Below are 18883 nucleotides of genomic sequence, written 5' to 3' on the forward strand. Positions count from 1 at the left end.
TCACCTCCAACGCGAGCCCGAACCGGGTCAGCGCCGGTGCGACCCTGGTCATGAACCGCTCGACGCCGCCCTCGGCCAGATTCTCGCCATCGGCGTGGAACAGCACGCGCTCGATCAGCCGGTCGAAGTCGAGCGGATAGCAGCCGGTCTCCGCATCCCGCCGCGCCGCCGCTCGTTCGTCGGCACCCAGGTGGTCCCACAGCCCGAACCGGTCGCAGGCCGCGGCAAGCACCCGATGCCGGTCGTCAACCCGCCAGCGCCCGCGGTGCTCGTGCGCTGGGACGTCGTTGAGCAGGCCGTCCCCGCCCCGCGTGAAGAGTGTCGCGCCGTCCTGTGAACGAAACAGGATCGCATCGCCGTTGCTGAGCATGATCCCAGCCTCGCAACGTTGCGGTGCACCGGCAACGGCGGACGGTTCAGCGCTGGGGAGTTGCCGCCAGGCCTTCGGCAAGGCGAGCCACGTCTGCGCGGCTGCCGCCCAGCGGCACGACGATGCGGTACCGGCCACGCCGGAACGCGGCGGCCAGCTGCCACGGATCGGGTGCCGGCCGCAGCCGGTCGGGGTCGACGAACGTCACCGCCAGCTGCGGCGACCACCGGCCGCCGGTGACACTGGCGCTGTCCACGTTGGACCAGTCGGACGCGCGCACGGTCCCGTCCCTGTCGGGCAGTTGCAGGCCGGTGTCCGTCGGCCCCACCCTGGTCGAGGACATCCTCGCGGGCGGCTACGGCAAAGCCGGCAGCGCGGCGTGACCGCCGCCGGGCAGCAGGACCACCTTGCCGGTGGCCCGGTTGTCCTCCATGTGCCGGTGCGCCGCGACGATGTCGTCCAGGCCGAAGACCGTGTCGATGTTCGGCCGGTATACGCCGGTCTCGACGTTACGGACCACCCGCTGGAGCACGGCCGCCCCCGCGCTGCCCTTGAGGTCGTCGCTGTGGAAGGCGGTGAGCCGGGTGCCGGAGGGGATCATCGCGATCGGCTCGAAATCCGGGACCTGCCAGCCGCTGAGGGAGCCGGCCACGCAGACCGTCCCGCCCCGGCGGACCAGGCGCAGCGAGTCGGCGACCGTCCTTGCCCCGACGAGCTCCAGGACATGGCTCGGGCCGGCGGCCCACGGCGTGCGCAGCGGCCCGGCCGCATCCAGGAGCACATGGTCGGCGCCGGCCGCGGCCAGCGCGGCGGCCTTCTCCGGCCGCCGGGTCGTCGCCGCGATCTCGACGCCGTGAGCGTGCGCGATCGACGCGGCGGCCAGGCCGACCGACGACGTACCGCCGCGGATGAGCAACTGATCGCCTGACCGGATGCCCAGGGCGTCCAGCGCGCCCTGGGCGGTCAGGTACGTCTCCGGCAGCGCGGCCAGCACGTCCCAGGGCAGCGTGGTGGTCACGGGCATGAGCAGCGCGTCCGGCAGCAGCGCGTACTCGGCGTAGCCACCGTCGAAGGCCCGGCCCATCTCCCCCATCACCGCCGCGACGGTCGTGCCGGCCGGCAGCGCGGCGCCGGCCGATTCCGCGACGACGCCGACGCACTCGATCCCCAGCACCCGCGGGAACCTGACGCCTGGTGAGTGCCCTTGGCGGGTGCGCAGCTCCGAGCGGTTGAGGCCGGCGGCCATCACCCGCACCAGGGTCCAGCCTTCCCGCGCCGCGGGCACCGGCAGTGCATGGATTTCCAGGACCTCGGGGCCACCCGGCCGTACGCAGACGGCCGCTCGCATCGTCGTTCGCATGCCCTGAACTGTCGCCGCCGGGGCGAATGGCCGCCCACCGCTACAATGCCAAGTCATGCCCGTAGCCCGCCAATCCCGGATCTGGCCGTCCGGGGGCGTGCACCTGTGGCCGTCCGGCTCGACCAGCCGGTCGCACTCCCACCCGCGCGGGCATCTGGTGTACGCGGCCAGCGGCGTCCTGTCCGTCCACACCGAGCACGGCACCTGGGTGGTTCCGGCCAACCGGGTCGCCTGGGTCCCCGCCTCGTCCCCGCATCACCACCGCGCGCACGGCGACACCGACATGCGGATCGTGTTCCTGCCGGCGTCGCTGGCCCGGCGCGCGCCCGACCGCCCGGCGGTGTTCCTCGCCTCCGGCCTCGCCCGCGAGGTCCTGCTGGCACTCACCGGCTCGCGGCGCTTCGACCGGGGCGCCCGTGCCCGCCTGCACAGGGTCCTGGTCGACGAGCTCCGGGAGGCACACGAGCAGCCCACGCACCTGCCCGAGCCGCGCGACGACCGGTTGCGGGCGGTCGCTCGCATCCTGGGCGCCGACCCCGCGGACACCAGCTCGCTGGCGGTGCTCGGGCGCCAGGTCGGCGCCGGGGCCCGGACGCTCAGCCGGCTCTTCCACGACGAGCTGGGCATGACGTTCTACGAGTGGCGCACCCAGCTGCGCATCTGTCACGCGCTCGTCCTGCTCGCCGAGGGGCACGACACGACGCGCGTCGCCCGCGCCTGCGGGTGGGCGAATCCGAGCGGCTTCATCGCCGCCTTCACCGCGATCGTCGGCACCACTCCCGGCCGGCACCGCGCCGGCACCCAGGCCGGTGCCCCAGGTCCGCACCTGGCGACGATCGCGACCGACTAGGTTGCGGGGTTCTCGGCGATCAGGCGGATCGTGAAGCCGTCGGGATCGCGCCGCAGCGAGACGTAGCTGCACAGCTGGTGGGCCATCCACAGGCCGAGGCCGCCCGGTCCGCCCATGGGCATCAGCCCTGCCGCCGGGTCGGCCGGTCCGGGGCCACCGTCGGTGACGGCGACGACGATCCGGGACGGCTCCGCCCAGGCGCGCACGCGCACCGGCGGGCGGCCGTGCGTCAGCGCGTTGGTGACCGCCTCGCTGACGCTGAGCAGGAGCCCGTTGAGCTCGTCGTCGCCGAGCGCCGCCACCCGCTCCAGGTCCGCGACCGCGGCGCGGGCGTGGGCGGGCAACGGGTCGGACAGCTCACACGCGGGCGGGCGGGCCTCGACCGGGTCCGGCCGCGTGGTCACCGCCGTCGCGAGGAAGTCCCGCGGCTCGTGGTAGGTGGCGCTGCGCTGCCGCTGCCCGTCCGCCGTCACGACATGCGTATGCGTGCGCCGGACGTCGTCGAGGACGTCGAGCGGTGCGGTGCGGGTGTCGTACGGGCACAAACCGTACATCGGGAACTCGTCGTAGACCTCGTTGGCAGCGGCCTCGTAGCGGGCCCACCACTCCCACGGCACCCCGACGCCGGGATGCGGCACGTCGCCGGTGATGCGGATCTGCGTCGCACCGCCGCCGACGTAGCCGGCCAGCATCTCCCGGTGCCGCCGGATCGCCGCGGCCGGGCGCTGGTAGTGGGCGCCGCCGTCGACGAACACGACGCCGCTGCCGGCCCCCAGCGCGGTGCGGATCAGCTTCTGGCGGTGCCCGCCGAAGATGCAGACGGTCGGCTCGCCGGCCGCCACTCCGCCCTGGAGGAACGGCAGCACCACCGCGAGGAACTCCTCGTCGGAGGCGTAGAAGGCGGCCTCGTGGAAGATCCCCTCGTGGCCGACGGCCGGTCCTGTTCTCATGACGTCACCACTCGCAGATTGTCCAGTTGCAGCACATCGGCCAGCAGCGACACGGAACCGTGCCGGCCCACCAGCAGCTCAATGGTGGCACCGCGGTCGCGGAAGTGCCCGGCGAGCTGGGTCAGGCCCCGATGGTCGATGAAGGCCAGCTCGCGCGCGTCGACGGTGATGGTGCCGCCGACGGGGGTGAGGTCGGCGCGGGCCAGGGCGGTCCGCAGCTGCTCGTGCCCCGCCACGTCGATCTCCCCCGCCAGCGCCGCCGCGGCGGTCGTGGTCCGCGGGTCGGCGGCGAACAGCCGCAGCGCCGTCGACGCCGGCCGCGCCAGCGGGTGCATGCCGGCCAGCTCGGCCGCGGCGGCCCCGCCCAGCTCACCGCGGTGATAGCCGCACATCGCCGACATCGGACGCCGGGCCATGTAGCCGTCGATCAGGAACTCGTATCGGGCGAACGCGGCGCGTGCCTCGGCGGTGCGGACCAGCGGCGTCGCGTTCGCGGCGACCCGCAGGCCGGCGAAGCCGTCGGCGATCGCCTGCTCGGTCATCGCCGCATAGGCGCGGACCTGCGCGTCCGGATCGACGGGCCCCGCGCCACCGTAGGCCGCGAGGTCCCACACCTGCGCGGCGCCGGCCGCCCGGGCCGCAGCGAAACCGTCGACGCCGTCCAGGTCGTCAGGGTGGGCACCGTCGGCGACGAACACCACCCGCTGACCGCCGGCGAGCCCGTCGGCCAGGAACCGCGCCACGACGGGCAGGTAGTCCCCGGGCGCGTCGAACACCCAGCAGACGTGATCGTGGCCGCCCAGGCCATGGACCGTGTCGACGAACCCGGTCCGACGCATCGCCCAACGGTACACGTCTACTCAGAAGGTGTGATCCGCACGATCACCCGTGACCTGCGGCGGCCGGCGACGAGCCGCTCGACGAGCATCATCACGCGGTACTCCAGGCCGTACTTGCGGCGCACGAGCGTCGCCATCCGGTCCACTTCGGCGGGGTCGGTGACGATCCGCCCGATCCCCTCGACCGGCCGGTCCCCCTCGCGGACCTTGCCGGTGCGCCCGCACGGCACCAGCAGCACCCGCGGGTCACGGCGCAGGCGCCTGACCTTCCAGCTCTCCGCGGGGGTGGTGACGACGAGCGCGGCGCCGTCCGGCGTGATCCACACGGGGGTGGCGACCGCGGCGCCGTCCTTCTTGAACGTGGTCAGCGAGACGAACCGCTGGGCGCCGAGCGCCGCGGCGGCCGTCGTGTGCGTATGGGTCATGATCGGGTCGTACCCAGGCCGCCTCCGTCGATGCGAATCGACGCAACTCACCTCATGGCGGGGACGCTCACCGGCTCCTCCACCGGCGGCAGCGTCGACTCCTTCAGGCCGACGCGCCGGTGCAGGCGGCGCAGCGGCGCCGGCGCCCACCAGTTCCAGCGGCCGAGCAGCGTCATCGTGGCCGGGACCAGCAGGCAGCGCACCACGGTCGCGTCGATGAGGACCGCGGTGGCCAGGCCGAGGCCGATCTGTTCGATGCTGCCCATCCGCGCCGCGGCGAAGCAGCCGAACACGATGACCATGAGCAGCGCGGCGGACGTGATGACCCGGCCGGTGTGCTGCAGGCCGCGCCGGACGGCGGTGTTCGTGTCGTCGCCGGCGTCGACGTACTCCTTGACCCGGCCGAGCAGGAACACCTCGTAGTCCATGGACAGCGCGAACGCGAACGCGAAGAGGATGACCACCACGAACGGGTCCAGGCCGCCGACGGTGAGGGTGCCGAGCACCCCGGCCAGCCAGCCGTGCTCGAACACGGCGACCATGACGCCGAGCGTCGCGCCGAGGGACACGACGTTGGCCAGGATCGCCTTCACCGGCACCACCACCGAACCGGTCATCGCGTACAGCAGCACGAGCATCGCGGTCAGGGTGATCCCCAGGGCGAGGGGCAGGTCGTCGATGATGAGGTCGACCAGGTCGACCAGGACCGCCGCGTCACCGGTCACCCAGGACTGCGTGCCGGTGGGACGGTCGGACCGCAGCCGGCGCACGAGGTCCTGGGCCGCGTCGTCCTGCGCGCCGCCGCGCAGCCGCAGCTCGACGGCAGCGAGGCCGGACCCGGCGGGCTTCGCCGGCTGGACCGTGGCGACGGCCGGGTCGCCGGCCCAGCGGGCGGCGTACGTGTCGAGGTCCGCCGTGCCGGTCCGCGCGATGATCGTGACCGACGGCGCGAACGACCGGCCGAATCGGGTCTTGAGCTCGCCGGCGACCTGGATCGACTCGATGTCGCGCGGGATGCCGTCCTGGCCGGGCAGCTTCACCGTCGCGGACAGCAGTGGCAGACCGGCGGCCAGCAGCAGCGCCGCGGTGAGCACGGCGACCAGCACCGCGCGGCGCTGCACGAGCGCGGCGAGGGCGGCGAAGAACCCGCGGCCGGCCTCGTCCCCGCCGGCCTCTTCACCGCCGGCCTCTTCACCGCCGGCACGGCCGGCACGGCCGGCACGGCCAGCCCGGCCAGCCCGGCGGGACGGCTTGAGGCGGCGGCGGGCCACGCCGATCAGCGCGGCGGTGAACGTCAGCGACACCAGCATCGCGACCAGCGCGATCGACACCCCCGCCGCGCCGAGCGCGGTGAGCTGGCGCACCGAGAACGCGAGGAGACCGGCGAGCGCGGCGGCGACGGTGAGCGCGCTGAACAGGATGGTGCGCCCTGCGGTCGCCCAGGCCCGGCCGATCGCGACGTCGGGCCCGAACCCGGCGGCGAGCTCCTCGCGGTACCGGGCCACGAGCAGCAGCCCGTAGTCGACGGACAGGCCCAGGCCGAGCAGCGACGCGACCGTCAACGCGTTGGAGTCGACGTCCGTGAACGTGGTGAACACGTACAGGACCGGGAAGACGGCGGCGACGGACACGACCGCGGCGAGGACCGGCAGGCCGGCCGCGATCAGACCGCCGAACACGACGACGAGCACGAGGAGGGTGAGCGGCAGCGACAGCAGCTCGGCCCGGTTGCGGTCGGCGGCGAGGGTCGCCCCCGAGTCGCGGCTGATCGTGGCGGACCCGCCGACGCGGACGTCGGCGCCGGCCGGCAGTTCGGCGTCGAGCCGGTCGAACTCGGTCTCGACCCGGTCGACGGCGGCGTTGCGGACGGGCTTGTCGACCTTCTCCAGGGTGGCCACGACCAGCAGCGCGCGGCCGTCGGCCGACACGGCCGTCGCCTCGACCTGCCGGACGTGATCGACGCCGCGGAGGCGGGCCGCGGCCGCGTCGACGGCGGCACGGACGTCGGCCGCGGCCGGGTCGACGCCGTCCACCAGGGCGACCACCTGACCGGACGAGTCCTCGGCGGTGCTGATCAGGTCGTACGCCTCGATCGACTCGACCTTCTTGCGCACGCTGTTGCCTTCGGAGATCGCGTCGAGCAGCGGCCCGGCGGCCATGACCCCGCCGGCGACCACGACCAGCCAGAACCCCAGCACCCACCAGCGGCGCCGGAAACACCAGCCGCCCAGCCGCGCCATGAACCCCTCAGCCATCCGCCCGGTCCTCCGTAAACCGCCGATCCGAAGCACCCAACGTGCCAGACGACGCAGAAGGTTGCTCGGGCGGGATCACGGGTGTTGGCCGCGCCAACGACTGGTAGGTCGCAGTCCGTCGCAGGCGATCTCGATCATGCGCTGCTGGGCGGCGCCGTCGTCGGGCCGGGCGATGCAGCCGGCGATGAGGGCCTTGACGTCGGCGGTGTCGGCGTCGCCGCGCACCGCGCCGGCGTGCTGCGCCCGGGTGAGCAGGCCCGCCATGGCCGCGCCGAAGTCGTGGATCGCCGTCGAGGCCGCGGCCTGCAGGTCGAAGCCGGCGCCGGTGAGGGCGTCACCGACGGCGTGGTCGGCGGCGCTCTGCCGCACCAGCAGCGCGAAGAAGGTGAAGAAGGCCGTGGCCGGGTCTTCGCGGGCGGTGATCTCCTCCGCGCTGCGGACGAGGTGCTCGATCCGGTGGAGCGCGACCGCCCGGAAGAGCGCCTCCTTGGTGGGGTAGTGCCGGGTGACCGTGCCGGTGCTGACCCCCGCCCGGCGGGCGATCTCGCGGATCGGGACCGCGGCACCGTGCTCCGCGAAGGCGGCGAAGGCCTCTTCGAGCACCCGCGCCTGATTGCGCCTGCCGTCGGCGCGCTGCGGGCGGCCCGGCGCGTCGGCGTGCACAGCGTCCGGGGTCCGGTCCGATGGTGCCATCGCTGCGATCGTAACCGGGCCGAGCCGGGGGCACGCCGCACGTCTCAGCCCTGCAGGGGGCGGGCGCCGCTGACGTCGTAGCGCACGACCTCCACGGCGCGCACCTCCGGCATCGGCGCCGGCGCACTCCCGGCCAGGTGGGTGCCGAGGTGCGCCTCGGACTCCCACCGCTCATAGATGTTGACCCGGTCGGGCTCGATCGGGTCGGCCGCCACCACGTAGTCCAGGCATCCGGGTGCGGTCCGGGCCCGGCGCACGGCCGGAGCCAGGCTCTCCAGGAGTGCGTCGCGGTGGTCGGAGTCGACGTAGCCGGTTCCGGCGACGATCAGCATGACTGGCCTCCAGGGTTGACGTCTCGATACCTCCGGGGCACTGTAGCAGCTAAACGGCACATGCGTGCCGGATAAGTTGATCAAGGAGGACCACGTGCGTCTGGCTGTTCTCGGCGCAACCGGCCGCGCCGGTCGCGTCGTCGTCGACCGGGCCCTGCAACGAGGCCATGAGGTCAGCGCGCTCACCCGCGACCCGGCCCGCATCCACCCACGGGCCGGCCTGCACGTCGTCGGCGGCGACGTGCGCGACCCCGCGGCGGTCGCCAGGACGCTCGACGGCGCCGGCGCGGTCGTCAGCGCCCTCGGCCGGCCGCGGCGAGGCCCCGACACCTGCACCGACGGCATCCGCACGGTGCTGTCCGCCATGGCCGGCGGCGACCCGCGCCGGCTCGTCGTCCTGAGCAACTACGGGGTCGCGGACAGCCGGCACCGCACCGCGTATGTCGCCGTGTCGTGGCTGCTCGAACGGGCCGTGCTCCGCGACAAGGAGCGGATGGAGGCGCTCCTGCGCGACAGCGACACCGACTGGACCGTCGTGCGCGCACCCGTGCTCACCGACGGGCCCCGCACCGGCCGCTGCCGCGCCGGGACCGACCTCAGGCTTTCCTTCACCGCCCGGATCTCCCGCGCCGACCTCGCGGAGTTCATGCTCACCGAACTCCACGGCAACGCCTACGTCCGCCGGTCGGTGGCAGTGACTTCCCAAGCCGGATGACGGGGGTCAGCTCAGTGCCGGGGCCGCCTTCGCGGGTGCACCACCGCCGGCTCTGATCGCGGCGGCGGTCTCGCGGGCGCGGGCGGCCGTCGACACCGCGATGTCGGTGGACAGGCCGGGTGTACCAGTCCGGATCGACCAGCCGCGCGACGCGGCGGGGTCGAGGTGCGCCGCGACGGACGGGTCGGCGGCGAGCACCCCGTCGAAGCGCCGGCCGGTGCCCGCCGCCACCCGCGCCGCCTCGGCGACGATCGCGTGCGCGACCTGGCGCCCCACGACGGCGCCCAGTTCGAGCATGACCGCCTCGGAGGTCAACGCACCGGCGGTGAGGCCGGTGTTGGCGCGCATCCGCCGCTCGTCGAGGCGCAGCCCGGCGGTGATCAGGTGCAGCCGGGGCAGGGCGGCGCCGGTCAGCACGCAGGCGCGGGTGACGGCGTCGAACATCGTCCACTCGGCCGCGCCGTCGGCCTCGTGCTCACCCTGCAGCGCCCCGAGCGCGAGCGGGACGAGCGCGCGGACGGCCGCCGAGACGGCCACCAGGTGCGGGTTTCGCTTGTGCGGCATGGTCGAGCTGCCGACGGTGGCCGCCGGCTCCTCGACCTCGCCGAACTCCGGCCTCATTCGCGGCATCGCCGGTGACGGGGCAGGCCCTACTCGTTGGGGTAGACGAGTCCGATCTGGCGCCGGATCTCATCCATCGTCTGCATGATCGACAGGGTCTCGCTCAGCGGCAGCAGCGGCGACTCGGCGGCACCGGCCGTCAGCAGATCCGCGAAGTGCGCCGCCTGGTAGACGAGGCCCTCGTGGCCGGCGATGGTGCCCGGCGCGCTCTGCTGCGTGTCGCCGGTCAGGTCCGTGAAGCGCACCGACTGCGGCTGGTAGAACGGGCCCGCGAGCTCGATCCGGGCCGCGGTGCCGGAGACGCTGGCCGTGGTCGGCGTCGCCGAGGTCTGGGTGGTGGAGATGATCCCGTGCGCGCGGCCGGTCCGCAGCACCGCGGACACCTGGGCGTCGACGCCGGTGTCGGTCATGGTGCCGGTCGCCTGGATCTCCTCGGGGGCGCCGAGGACGAAGGACGTGAACGAGATCGGGTAGATGCCGAGGTCCAGCAGCGCGCCACCGGCGAGGGCCGGGTTGAGCAGCCGGTGCGTCGGGGCCAGGTCGAAGTGCTGGCCGTGGTCACCGATCACCGTCTGCACGTCGCCGAGCGCGCCGTCGGCGAGCAGCTGGCGCACGATGTCGTAGTGCGGCAGGAAGCGGCTCCACATGGCCTCCATCAGCAGCAGCCCAGAGGTGCGGGCCAGCTCGATGAGCTCCGACGCCTGCGCGGCGTTCTGCGTGAAGGCCTTCTCGACCAGGACCGGCCGGCCGGCGGCCAGCGCCAGGCGGGTCTGCTCGAAGTGGTGGCTGTGCGGCGACGCGACGTAGACCGCGTCGATGTCGTCGTCGGCGACGAGCTGCTCGTAGGAGCCGTACGCCCGGGCGACGCCGTGCCGCGCGGCGAACTCCTGGGCCCGCTCCGCCGAGCTCGATCCGACCGCGACCACCTTGGACTTCGAGTGGCGGTGGACGGCGGCGGCGAACTGGTCCGCAATCCATCCGGGCGCGATGATGCCCCACTTGATCGGCGGGGCGTCCTGCGGGTCGGCGGTGCGGGCGTTGGGCAGAGTGCTCACGTTCGTCCTTCGAGTTGGCTCGGGTACTCCCAGCGAAAACTACACCGCGTCGCCGGCCGCTACGATCATGGCCATAGCGCGTCAGATGTCGGCGATGCCGCCCAGCCCGAACACCGTGCGGACGTGGCTGCTGCACCGGCGGTACGCCGTACCACCGGCCATGATCGATGCGGCGACCGGGTGCCGGCTCTCCGGGGACTGGCGTGGTGCCTGCGCGGCCGCGCACGTGACACCGGACATCGACCTGCGCGCCGTCGAGCGGGAGCACGGCGCGCAGGTCGCCGCCACCGTCGAGGACGACCTGCGGCACCTGGCGCCGGACCTGCTGCGCTGGCACGAACCACTCGACCGGCACTACTCCTGGTCATCCAGCAGCGAACCGGTGCCGATGACCCGGCTCGCCGGCGGCGCGGGCCTCCACCTCGTCCAGGGTGCCAGGCAAGGGCACCGGCGGCCGTTCCGCCTCCGCGTCGGCATCTCGCGCGGCACCCCGCTGATCGACCGGCACCTGTGGGACGTCCGGCGGGCGCCGCTGCTGCACACCCTGTGCGGGCCGGAGCCGGTCGGCACCGACGCGGTCTGCCCGCACACGACCGGCCGGCAACGCAAGGCGGCCGCGGCCGCGGGCATCGACGCGTCGGCGCTGGCCGCACCCACGTCGCAGTACAGCCTGGCCGGCTACCCCCTGGTCTGGTCACGGCTGGTGCCCGCCGCTCTCGCCCTGCTGGAGCGCAACGGCAGCGATGCCGGGATGGTCGATCTCGGTGAGGGCTGGCTCGACCTCAGGGACCGTCCGACCGTCGTCGCCGTGCCGCACCTGCGGGACCGGCCGCCAAACGTACCGCTGCTGCAGATCTCGGACTGGCAGGAACCGCTGGATGCCGAGCTCGTGCGCCACGGCCTCCTCGACCCGGACGCGCTGCACCCGCTCGTCCACGCCGGTCTCCTGCCGGGCCGGGCCCAGACCAGGCGGCCGTGGGTCCCGCCCGTGCCCGCCGTCGTGTCGATCGACTGCGGTGGGCGGGCCCACCGGCTGGCCGCCCGCGACGGGCGCTGGCACCTGCTGGACCACGAGCCGGGGCACGTGGCCCGCGAGAGGGTGCTGGCCGCGCTGGGCGGTCCCATCGACGGCTGCGCCGACGCGCTGCTGCACTGGCAGACCGGCGGCCAAGGGCTCCGGCTGCTGCCCCCGCCGGTGCAGGACCTGCACGACGAGCTCTGGATGCGGGTCCATCACGGCGACACCGACGGCGTCCTGCGGCTGCTGGACGCCGGATTCCCGCCGGCCGTCGAACGCAACGGCGCCACGCTCATGCACGCGCTGCGCTCGCTCGACCATGCGCAGGCGCTGCCGCGGCTGCTCGCGCTCGGCCTGGACGTCAACGCCCGGACGCGGTCCGGCGCGACGCCCCTGCACACCGCGCTGGCCCACCCCGAGGCCGGCACCGACCTCATCGCGGCGCTGCTGCGCGCCGGTGCCGACCCGCGGGCGACGAACGACCAGGGCGAACGCCCCGCCGAACTGTCCCGGAACCCGTCAACGATCGCCATGCTGGAGGGCTGAGCGCCGGTCCGCCCAGACCCGGCTGTCCACATAGTGGTTGTCGTAGCGGTCCTGGGTCTCGCCGACCTGCTGCCAGGTGGCCTCGCCCCGGTGCACCTGGTCGAGCAGCCGGTAATAGTCGAACCGCGGCTTGCCCGGCGTGATCACGACCAGGAAGTCGGCGTCGCGGCCGTCCGCCGGTGCGAACGCGTGCGGGGTGTTCGGCGGCACGAACAGCGTGTCCCCTCGGTGCAGGGTGTGCAGCTCGTCACCGACGAGCAGCTCGAGGGCGCCGTCGAGGACGAAGAACAGCTCGCCCGAGCGGGTGTGCAGGTGCGGCGGCGCGCCGTCGGTGCCGTGCTTGAGCAGCGTCCGGTTGGCGGTGAGGGCGCCGCCGGTGTGCTCGGGGTCCAGCAGCAGCGTGATGACGCTCGCCGGGTCGCTGTCGAGGACCTCGGCCGTGTTCGCGCGGATCAGTGCGGCGTTCGTTGTCATTCCTGGATACTAGATGTCCAGGATCTCCAGCCGCCACCGATCATGGCGAGCGTCACAAGTCCTGGACATGTAGAGTCCAGGATTATGCGGATGAGTCAGGGCGTCGAATGGGCCCTCCACACCTGCCTGAACCTGACCTGGCTGGACACCCCGGCCCCGGCGGGGGTGCTCGCAGCGTTCTACGAGCTGCCACCGGCGTATCTGAACAAGCAGCTCCAGGCCCTGGTCCGGGCCGGGATCCTGACGTCGGTCCCGGGGCCACGCGGCGGCTTCCAGCTGGCCCGGGCCCCGGAGACGATCTCGCTGCTGGACATCGTGACCGCGATCGAGGGGCCCGAGGAGCTGTTGCGCTGCGACCAGATCCTCAACAAGGGCCCCGGCTCCCACGCCGGCGTCGACTACCGGCAGTCCTGCGCGTTCGCCCAGGCGATGCGGGGCGCCGACCTGGCCTGGCGGCGCGAGCTGGCCGCCAAGACCGTCGCCGACATCCGCGCCGACGTCACCCGCCTGCACCCCTCGTCCTCGGCCGACACCCGGGCCAGGATCGACGCCCTGCGGTGAGCGCCGCCGTCACAGCTGAATGCTCCGCCAGGAGAATCGCTTCTCCCAGTCGCCGTTCCCGTCCCGATACTCGCGCATCGCCTGCGCGACCGCCCGCCGGTGCCGGTCCGGGGATCCGTCGCGGTGCTCGACGGCGTACTGCCACTGACAGTGGTGTGTCGGAGGCCTTCCACACCCCAAGATCGAAGCTCACGTCGAGATCGTACGCACGTCCGGTCCGGCCAGGGATGCCTACGCCAGGTGGCTGACGCGGCCGGTGGTGGCGTGCTGCTCGTAGGCGCTCTCGGCGTGGATGACGAGGTCGAGGCCGCCGCGCTCGTGCTCCGGGCTGACCCGGAAGCCGACCGTGCGGTCGATGACCTTCGCGACCACCCAGGTGACGGCGAACGCGTACACCGCGACCACCAGCACCGCCAGGGCCTGCCGGCCGAGCAGGTCCAGGCCGCCGCCGAAGACGAGGCCGCGGTCGCCGCCGGTGATCGTGGCGGTGGCGAGGACGCCGATGAGCAGCATGCCGATGAGGCCACCGACGCCGTGGACGCCGACGACGTCGAGGGAGTCGTCGTAGCCGAGCTTGTACTTGAGGCCGACGGCGTAGCAGCAGACGACGCCGGCGACGGCGCCGATGGCGAGGGCGCCGAGGGGGTTGACGGCGCCGCAGGAGGGGGTGATCCCGACCAGGCCGGCGACGGCTCCGGAGGCGGCGCCGAGGGTGGTCGGGTGGCCGTCGCGCCAGCGTTCGACGATGAGCCAGCCGCCGACCGCGGCGGCGCCGGCCACCTGGGTGTTGAAGAACGCGGTCGAGGCGACCCCGCCGGTGGTCAGCGCCGAGCCGGCGTTGAAGCCGAACCAGCCGAACCACAGCAGGCCGGCGCCGAGGATGACCAGCGGCAGGCTGTGCGGACGCATCGCCTCGGTGCGGAAGCCGAGCCGGGGCCCGAGCACCAGGGCGAGGGCGAGGGCGGACGCGCCGGAGTTGACCTCGACCACGGTGCCGCCGGCGAGGTCGAGGATGCGCAGGTGGGTGGCGATCCATCCGCCGCCGAAGACCCAGTGCGCGATCGGGACGTACACCACCAGCACCCAGATCGCCACGAAGCCGATCCAGGCGCCGAATTTCGCGCGGTCGGCGATCGCCCCACTGAGCAGGGCGGCGGTGATGATGGCGAACATCAGCTGGAAGCCCGCGAACGCCATGGTGGGCACGGAGCCGGTGAGGTCGCGGGGGCCGATGCCGGCCATCCCGGCGTGCTCGAGGGAGCCGATCAGGCCGCCGGCGGTGTCCGTGCCGAACGCGAGGCTGTAGCCGGCGACGACCCAGACGACGGTGACCACGGCGAGGCAGGCGAACGACATCATGAGCATGTTGAGCGCGCTCTTGATGCGCACCATGCCGCCGTAGAACAGGGCCAGGCCCGGCACCATCAGCAGCACCAGTGCCGCGCTCACCAGCAGCCAGGCGGTGTCGCCCGCGCTGAACCCCTCCGGCATCCCGGACCCTCCCCTTCCCGATGTGGTCCGTGATCGCCGTTGATCGCGTGGCATGCAGCGTCGCGGCCCCGCGTTTCAGCCGGTGAACGTGCTTGTTTCCGACATGTTTCCGGGGTCACATTCCCGCTACGACTGATGCAGTGCGCGACGGTGCTCGGCGTGGACGGCGAGCGCGTCGGCCAGTTCGGCTTCGTGGGCTGCCGGGTACCGCTCGGCCAGGGACCGCCAGATGGGCAGCGCCTCCTCGTCGAGGGCCACCGCCTCACCCGAGCGGTCGAGGGCGTGCAGCGCCTCGGCCGCGTACCGCAGCGACCACGCGAGCTCCGCACTGTCGGCCGGCCCCGTCCGGCGTTGCAGCGCCAGCGCCTCCTCGGCCGCGGCCAGCGCCTCGCCGGCCCGCGCAAAGCGGCGCAGCAGCAGCACCGACTTCTTGCGCAGGGCCGCGGCCAGCTCCTTCGGCGTCGCTCCGCGGGCCGCGGACGCGGCGCGGACGGCGGTGGCGAGCGCCTCGTCGAACGCGCCCACGTCAGACAGCCGCTCGGCCAGGATGACCAGCGCCCGGCTGTAGGCGGCCGGCCGGTGACCGGCAGCGCGGTGCAGCTCGACCGCCTCCCGGGCGACGGCGAGGGCCTCGTCGTCCCGGTCGAAGTGGGCCAGGCTGACGGCCAGGTTGGTCAGCGCGTGGCCGAGGCCGTCCGCGCGCCGACCGGGTTCGTTGCGGTCCGCCAGGCGAAGCAGCTCGACCGCCTGCTCGTCGACGGCCAGGGCGTCCTCGTGGCGGCCGATGCGATCCAGGTGCAGCGCGAAGTTGCTGGTCGCGATCCCCAGCGAGGTGCGGTACGTGCCCGGATGCAGCTCCTCCAGCTCCTCGTAGATGTCCACGGCCTCGTCTGCGGCGCTCAGGGCCTCCTCGCGGTGGCCCAGGTCGCCCAGCCGGAGCGCCAGGGCGTCGAGCGCGTAGGCCAGCTTCGGCCGGTAGGCGGCCGGCTCGGCGACCGCCATCCGGCGCGCCAGGGCGACCTGCACGAGTTCCGAGCGGGCATCGGTCGCCTCGGGGCGCGCCGGCGCTGTCTCCGGTTCCGCTTGCGGCTTCGGTTCCGCTTGCGGCTTCGGTTCCGTTCGAGGCTTCGGTACGTGCACCAGCGCCGGCTCGGTGGGCGCCACGACGGTGAGCCATTCGGAGGAGCGGGGGCGGTACCCATGCCGCCGGAGCAGGCCGTGGACGATCGCCGCCGTGTGCGCCGCGCCGTACACGACCGCCACGTCGATCCGCTCGGCCGAACGTTCCCGATGGATCTCCGACAGCGCGGCCAGCAGGCGCTCGTCGCGGGTCCCGCCGAACACGCCGTCGAGCTCCCCGGCCAGCTCCCCGGCCAGCTCGTGGTCGGCGGCGTCGGCCGACAGGTCGTCCAGCTCGATCTCGCGGCCGAGCAACCTTCGGCGGCCACCGAAGCATTGCAGCACGGTCACCACCGGCATGACCAGCCACACGAGCAGCCGGGTCCGCAACGGCAGCCGCCGCCAGTCCTGGATGAACTCACCCGCGGTCACGTCCGGGTTGATCACCGGTACGCCCAGCGCGCCGTACGGGATGCGGTCCTCCACCAGACCGGACCGTTGGTTGACCGGCATGAACCGGTAGGTGGCCGTGAGGGCCCAGCTCAGCACCGAACGGCCGCTGACACCCTCGACCACGAGCAGGTCACAGCGGCGGAGCCGCTCGCTCACCTCGGCGTAGAACTCCGGGCTGGCCACATGGAACATGGGGAACACGACGAACTGCAGTCCATCACCCGGCCGGCGCAGCCGCAGCACGGCCGAGCGGGTGCCGATGACGCTGTGTTCGACAATCTGCACGCCCGCCAGTGTGAACCTCCGACGCCGCCCGCGCGGCCCCGCGTTGACGGATACACGTCAGACGGGCGGTTACACCCGTTTCCATCGGAATCGTCGGCATAATCGCTTCTGGTACACGCGGAAGAGAGGCCATCCGATGCCGCCGGGGCCTGCAGGAGGCGGCGTTCACATACAGCCGCGGCCGGCTCGGCCTGTCCCGCCGGCTGGCCGGCGTGGCGGTCGTGGCCCTGCTCGGCTCGTTCCTCTTCCGGTGGTTCGGCTGAAGGTCAGCCGGAGTGCTGCCGGCGGGCCAGATACAGGATCGTCTCCACCGTGAGCGTGACCTGCTCCCCGGCCGTGTCGAGGATCGCCTGGAACAGCTTCGCGCGGGTCTGTTCGCTGAGCATCCGGCACGCCGACTTGGTCGAGTGGTAGGCCACGTAGTCCACTGTGGACAGGGTGCGTTCCCGTTGGTACAGCCGCTCGGACAGCGCACCGAACTGTGGCAGCGCCCGCAGGTCCGTGCCCGGCCACGACGTCGCGAGCTCGGCCTCCTGCGTCGGCTCGGGATCGATCTCGACGGCGGTGTCGATGTCGGGCGCGTGGGCGTGGTGCGCCGCCACGATCGCGGCCCGCACGTCTGGGTCCGCCGGCCGGCCACCGTTCCAGAACAGGGCCAGTGTCCCGCCCGGCGCGAGGGTCGCAGCGGCCCGCTGCCACCGCACGGCCGGATCGGTCCAGTGCCACGCCTGCGCGCTCAACAGCAGGCCGAACGGCTGCGGCGGCCGGTAGTCCTCGAACGCGCCGACCTCGACGGTCACATCCGGGTGGCCGGCCACCCGTCGGGCCAGCACCCGGGCCATCGCCTCGTCCGGCTCCAGCGCCGTGACGGCGACACCCCGCTCCGCGAAGGCCACGGTGGCCTTGCCGGTGCCCGCCCCGACCTCCAGCGCCGCGGCACCGTCGAGCCCCGCATACGCGAGCACGTCATCGATCAACGCCGGCGGATAGTCGGGCCGGAACCGCTCATAGTCGTCCGCCACCTCACCGAACACCCGCGCCCGAACCCGCCCCGCCATGCGCCCCACCCTATTCCACTGGAGTCAACCGGCCCTGGCCAGCTCCCGAGCCCTGCGAAATTCACTTGACCCGGCCAACGGTCAACCCTGCACTGTGGGCCGGGCACCGCCAGTCGTGGTGCCCGAATTCCAGGGGAGGCTGCGGCAACAATGGAAATCCGTCCCACGACCGACCAGGACCTCGACGTCTTCGTCAACACGCTCCATGCTGCGTTCGGGCTCCACCCGGAAACCCCGGACGAGGACGGCAGCGGCGTCTGGTGGTCGGCGTTCGAGATGGACCGCGGGCTGCTGGCCGTGACCGCGGACGGGCGGCCCGTTGGGACCGCCGCCGCATACTCGTTCGAGCTCACCCTGCCCGGCGAGATCCTCGCCCCGGCCGCTGGAGTCAGCGCCGTCGGCGTCCTGCCCTCGCACCGACGTCAGGGCGTGCTCACCGCGATGATGCGACACCAGCTCACCGGGCTGCGGGCACGCGGGGAGTACCTCTGCGTCCTGCTGGCCTCCGAGGCCCCGATCTACGGCAGGTTCGGCTACGGACCGGCGACCTACACGGGACGGATCACGGTGGCCCGCCACCAGGGCGCCCTCGCTGCACTGCGGGCGCACGGACGGGCAGACGTCGCGGCCGACTCGGGCACCAGCTCGGTCGAGGTGATGCGGCGTGCCGAGTGCGGCGAGATCCTTGAAGAGGTCTATGACCGGTACCGCCGTGCACAGCCTGGCGCACTGTCCCGGCCGCACCGCTGGTGGGCCCTCGGCGCGGGGCAACCCCCGATCGCTCAGGCGCCGCGCTACGTCGCCGTCCACCGCGACGCCGACGGTGTCCCGGACGGATACGCCAGCTACTCGCTCAGCGACGGCACGTTGACGGTCGACGAGACCATCGCCACCGACGACGCCGTCTCCACCGCCCTGATCGGATTCCTGCTCGGCCACGACCTCGTCACTCAGGTCGCGTTCAAGCACTTCCCGCCCGGGCACCCGCTGCGCTGGCAGCTGGCGGACTTCCGTGCCGCCCAGGTGAGCAGCGACACCGACTGGCTCTGGGTGCGGCTGCTGGACGTGCCGCAGGCGTTGACCGCACGCGGCTGGTTCACCGACGGCGAACTCGTCCTCGACGTCGATGACCCGTTCCTCGGCGAGCGCCACCGCTACCTGCTGACCGTCCGGGACGGCAAGGCCGACTGCGTTCCCACGGATCGGGACCCCGACCTCTCCCTGGACGTGAGGGACCTCGGCTCGATCTACCTCGGCGGCACTGCGCCCAGCACGCTCGTCCGGGCCGGACACATCCGCGCCCACCGCTCGGACGCGGCCACCCTCGCCGACATCCTGTTCCGCGCCGAGCGGCACCCGCACTGCCTGCACTGGTTCTGACCCACGGCCGTCACAACCCGGTGAAGCCATCCG

The 18883-nt window shown here is 73.2% G+C and carries 20 protein-coding genes; 6 read left to right on the forward strand and 14 right to left on the reverse strand.

Translation table 11 applies throughout. The features are described 5' to 3' along the window. The first annotated feature begins 94 nt into the window (after nt 1-94). A complete protein-coding gene (locus ACFPIJ_RS17245; protein WP_380116031.1) occupies nt 95-337 on the forward strand; it encodes a hypothetical protein in 243 nt (80 codons plus the stop codon). A 79-nt stretch (nt 338-416) separates the two neighbouring features. On the opposite strand, the gene ACFPIJ_RS17250 is transcribed toward ACFPIJ_RS17245, so the two are convergent. Both ACFPIJ_RS17250 and ACFPIJ_RS17255 read right to left on the reverse strand, forming a co-directional pair. Further along, nucleotides 417-650, reverse strand: a complete 234-nt coding sequence (locus ACFPIJ_RS17250; RefSeq protein WP_380116032.1) for a hypothetical protein — start codon at nt 648-650, stop codon at nt 417-419. 75 nt (nt 651-725) lie between these two features. Beyond that, entirely contained in the window at nt 726-1730 is a 1005-nt protein-coding gene (locus ACFPIJ_RS17255; RefSeq protein WP_380116033.1) for a zinc-binding dehydrogenase, read from the reverse strand. Between the two features lie 55 nt (nt 1731-1785). On the opposite strand from ACFPIJ_RS17255, the gene ACFPIJ_RS17260 reads away from it, so the two are divergent. Then, nucleotides 1786-2580: an AraC family transcriptional regulator gene (locus ACFPIJ_RS17260; protein WP_380116034.1), complete on the forward strand. Its 795-nt coding sequence runs from the start codon at nt 1786-1788 to the stop codon at nt 2578-2580. Here the strand turns inward: ACFPIJ_RS17260 and ACFPIJ_RS17265 are convergent. The 6 genes from ACFPIJ_RS17265 to ACFPIJ_RS17290 all read right to left on the reverse strand — a co-directional run bounded on the left by ACFPIJ_RS17265 (nt 2577) and on the right by ACFPIJ_RS17290 (nt 8074). Then, entirely contained in the window at nt 2577-3530 is a 954-nt protein-coding gene (locus ACFPIJ_RS17265; RefSeq protein WP_380116036.1) for an anti-sigma factor RsbA family regulatory protein, read from the reverse strand. The genes ACFPIJ_RS17260 and ACFPIJ_RS17265 overlap by 4 nt on opposite strands. Further along, nucleotides 3527-4369 (reverse strand): MEDS domain-containing protein, encoded by an 843-nt coding sequence (locus tag ACFPIJ_RS17270; RefSeq protein ID WP_380116038.1) that lies wholly within the window; start codon nt 4367-4369, stop codon nt 3527-3529. Before ACFPIJ_RS17270 ends, ACFPIJ_RS17265 begins: the two co-directional genes overlap by 4 nt. A 17-nt stretch (nt 4370-4386) precedes the next feature. Further along, a complete protein-coding gene (locus ACFPIJ_RS17275; protein ID WP_380116040.1) occupies nt 4387-4794 on the reverse strand; it encodes a PPOX class F420-dependent oxidoreductase in 408 nt (135 codons plus the stop codon). A gap of 47 nt (nt 4795-4841) precedes the next feature. Next, the gene (locus ACFPIJ_RS17280) at nt 4842-7049 is read right to left on the reverse strand and encodes an MMPL family transporter (protein ID WP_380116041.1); all 2208 of its coding nucleotides are present in this window, start codon (nt 7047-7049) and stop codon (nt 4842-4844) included. A 75-nt stretch (nt 7050-7124) separates the two neighbouring features. Then, complete coding sequence (locus tag ACFPIJ_RS17285) at nt 7125-7742, reverse strand: TetR/AcrR family transcriptional regulator (protein WP_380116042.1); 618 nt, start codon at nt 7740-7742, stop codon at nt 7125-7127. 44 nt (nt 7743-7786) lie between these two features. Then, entirely contained in the window at nt 7787-8074 is a 288-nt protein-coding gene (locus tag ACFPIJ_RS17290) for a putative quinol monooxygenase (RefSeq protein WP_380116043.1), read from the reverse strand. A gap of 94 nt (nt 8075-8168) precedes the next feature. Between ACFPIJ_RS17290 and ACFPIJ_RS17295 the strand changes: the two genes are divergently transcribed. Further along, entirely contained in the window at nt 8169-8789 is a 621-nt protein-coding gene (locus ACFPIJ_RS17295; protein WP_380116045.1) for an NAD(P)-dependent oxidoreductase, read from the forward strand. Between the two features lie 6 nt (nt 8790-8795). Here the strand turns inward: ACFPIJ_RS17295 and ACFPIJ_RS17300 are convergent, their stop codons facing one another. Further along, nucleotides 8796-9410 (reverse strand): lyase family protein, encoded by a 615-nt coding sequence (locus ACFPIJ_RS17300; RefSeq protein WP_380116047.1) that lies wholly within the window; start codon nt 9408-9410, stop codon nt 8796-8798. Nucleotides 9411-9439: 29 nt separating this feature from the next. Then, on the reverse strand, nt 9440-10465 hold the full coding sequence (locus ACFPIJ_RS17305; RefSeq protein ID WP_380116048.1) for a Gfo/Idh/MocA family protein: 1026 nt from the start codon (nt 10463-10465) through the stop codon (nt 9440-9442). Between the two features lie 67 nt (nt 10466-10532). Here ACFPIJ_RS17305 and ACFPIJ_RS17310 point away from each other — a divergent pair, with 67 nt between their 5' ends. Then, entirely contained in the window at nt 10533-12029 is a 1497-nt protein-coding gene (locus ACFPIJ_RS17310; protein ID WP_380116050.1) for an ankyrin repeat domain-containing protein, read from the forward strand. Here ACFPIJ_RS17310 and ACFPIJ_RS17315 read toward each other — a convergent pair. Then, nucleotides 12003-12503: a cupin domain-containing protein gene (locus ACFPIJ_RS17315; RefSeq protein WP_380116051.1), complete on the reverse strand. Its 501-nt coding sequence runs from the start codon at nt 12501-12503 to the stop codon at nt 12003-12005. The genes ACFPIJ_RS17310 and ACFPIJ_RS17315 overlap by 27 nt on opposite strands. 90 nt (nt 12504-12593) lie before the next feature. On the opposite strand from ACFPIJ_RS17315, the gene ACFPIJ_RS17320 reads away from it, so the two are divergent. Beyond that, nucleotides 12594-13064: an RrF2 family transcriptional regulator gene (locus ACFPIJ_RS17320; protein ID WP_380116052.1), complete on the forward strand. Its 471-nt coding sequence runs from the start codon at nt 12594-12596 to the stop codon at nt 13062-13064. Between the two features lie 231 nt (nt 13065-13295). Here the strand turns inward: ACFPIJ_RS17320 and ACFPIJ_RS17325 are convergent, their stop codons facing one another. From ACFPIJ_RS17325 to ACFPIJ_RS17335, 3 genes are all read right to left on the reverse strand, one after another. Continuing rightward, on the reverse strand, nt 13296-14555 hold the full coding sequence (locus ACFPIJ_RS17325; RefSeq protein ID WP_380116053.1) for an ammonium transporter: 1260 nt from the start codon (nt 14553-14555) through the stop codon (nt 13296-13298). 126 nt (nt 14556-14681) lie between these two features. Further along, nucleotides 14682-16412, reverse strand: a complete 1731-nt coding sequence (locus ACFPIJ_RS17330) for a tetratricopeptide repeat protein (protein ID WP_380116055.1) — start codon at nt 16410-16412, stop codon at nt 14682-14684. Between the two features lie 266 nt (nt 16413-16678). Next, on the reverse strand, nt 16679-17470 hold the full coding sequence (locus ACFPIJ_RS17335) for a class I SAM-dependent methyltransferase (RefSeq protein WP_380116057.1): 792 nt from the start codon (nt 17468-17470) through the stop codon (nt 16679-16681). Between the two features lie 150 nt (nt 17471-17620). On the opposite strand from ACFPIJ_RS17335, the gene ACFPIJ_RS17340 reads away from it, so the two are divergent. Further along, on the forward strand, nt 17621-18850 hold the full coding sequence (locus ACFPIJ_RS17340) for a GNAT family N-acetyltransferase (RefSeq protein WP_380116058.1): 1230 nt from the start codon (nt 17621-17623) through the stop codon (nt 18848-18850). Nucleotides 18851-18883: the final 33 nt, after the last annotated feature.

The organism is Dactylosporangium cerinum (assembly GCF_042653625.1).
Classification (GTDB): domain Bacteria; phylum Actinomycetota; class Actinomycetes; order Mycobacteriales; family Micromonosporaceae; genus Dactylosporangium; species Dactylosporangium cerinum.

Coding starts and splice junctions, on each gene's coding strand:
- ACFPIJ_RS17255 (WP_380116033.1), bottom strand. CDS start 1,730: ATGCGAACGACGATGCGAGCGGCCGTCTGCGTACGGCCGGGTGGCCCC.
- ACFPIJ_RS17260 (WP_380116034.1), top strand. CDS start 1,786: ATGCCCGTAGCCCGCCAATCCCGGATCTGGCCGTCCGGGGGCGTGCAC.
- ACFPIJ_RS17265 (WP_380116036.1), bottom strand. CDS start 3,530: ATGAGAACAGGACCGGCCGTCGGCCACGAGGGGATCTTCCACGAGGCC.
- ACFPIJ_RS17270 (WP_380116038.1), bottom strand. CDS start 4,369: ATGCGTCGGACCGGGTTCGTCGACACGGTCCATGGCCTGGGCGGCCAC.
- ACFPIJ_RS17275 (WP_380116040.1), bottom strand. CDS start 4,794: ATGACCCATACGCACACGACGGCCGCCGCGGCGCTCGGCGCCCAGCGG.
- ACFPIJ_RS17280 (WP_380116041.1), bottom strand. CDS start 7,049: ATGGCTGAGGGGTTCATGGCGCGGCTGGGCGGCTGGTGTTTCCGGCGC.
- ACFPIJ_RS17285 (WP_380116042.1), bottom strand. CDS start 7,742: ATGGCACCATCGGACCGGACCCCGGACGCTGTGCACGCCGACGCGCCG.
- ACFPIJ_RS17290 (WP_380116043.1), bottom strand. CDS start 8,074: ATGCTGATCGTCGCCGGAACCGGCTACGTCGACTCCGACCACCGCGAC.
- ACFPIJ_RS17300 (WP_380116047.1), bottom strand. CDS start 9,410: ATGAGGCCGGAGTTCGGCGAGGTCGAGGAGCCGGCGGCCACCGTCGGC.
- ACFPIJ_RS17310 (WP_380116050.1), top strand. CDS start 10,533: ATGGCCATAGCGCGTCAGATGTCGGCGATGCCGCCCAGCCCGAACACC.
- ACFPIJ_RS17315 (WP_380116051.1), bottom strand. CDS start 12,503: ATGACAACGAACGCCGCACTGATCCGCGCGAACACGGCCGAGGTCCTC.
- ACFPIJ_RS17320 (WP_380116052.1), top strand. CDS start 12,594: ATGAGTCAGGGCGTCGAATGGGCCCTCCACACCTGCCTGAACCTGACC.
- ACFPIJ_RS17325 (WP_380116053.1), bottom strand. CDS start 14,555: ATGCCGGAGGGGTTCAGCGCGGGCGACACCGCCTGGCTGCTGGTGAGC.
- ACFPIJ_RS17335 (WP_380116057.1), bottom strand. CDS start 17,470: ATGGCGGGGCGGGTTCGGGCGCGGGTGTTCGGTGAGGTGGCGGACGAC.
- ACFPIJ_RS17340 (WP_380116058.1), top strand. CDS start 17,621: ATGGAAATCCGTCCCACGACCGACCAGGACCTCGACGTCTTCGTCAAC.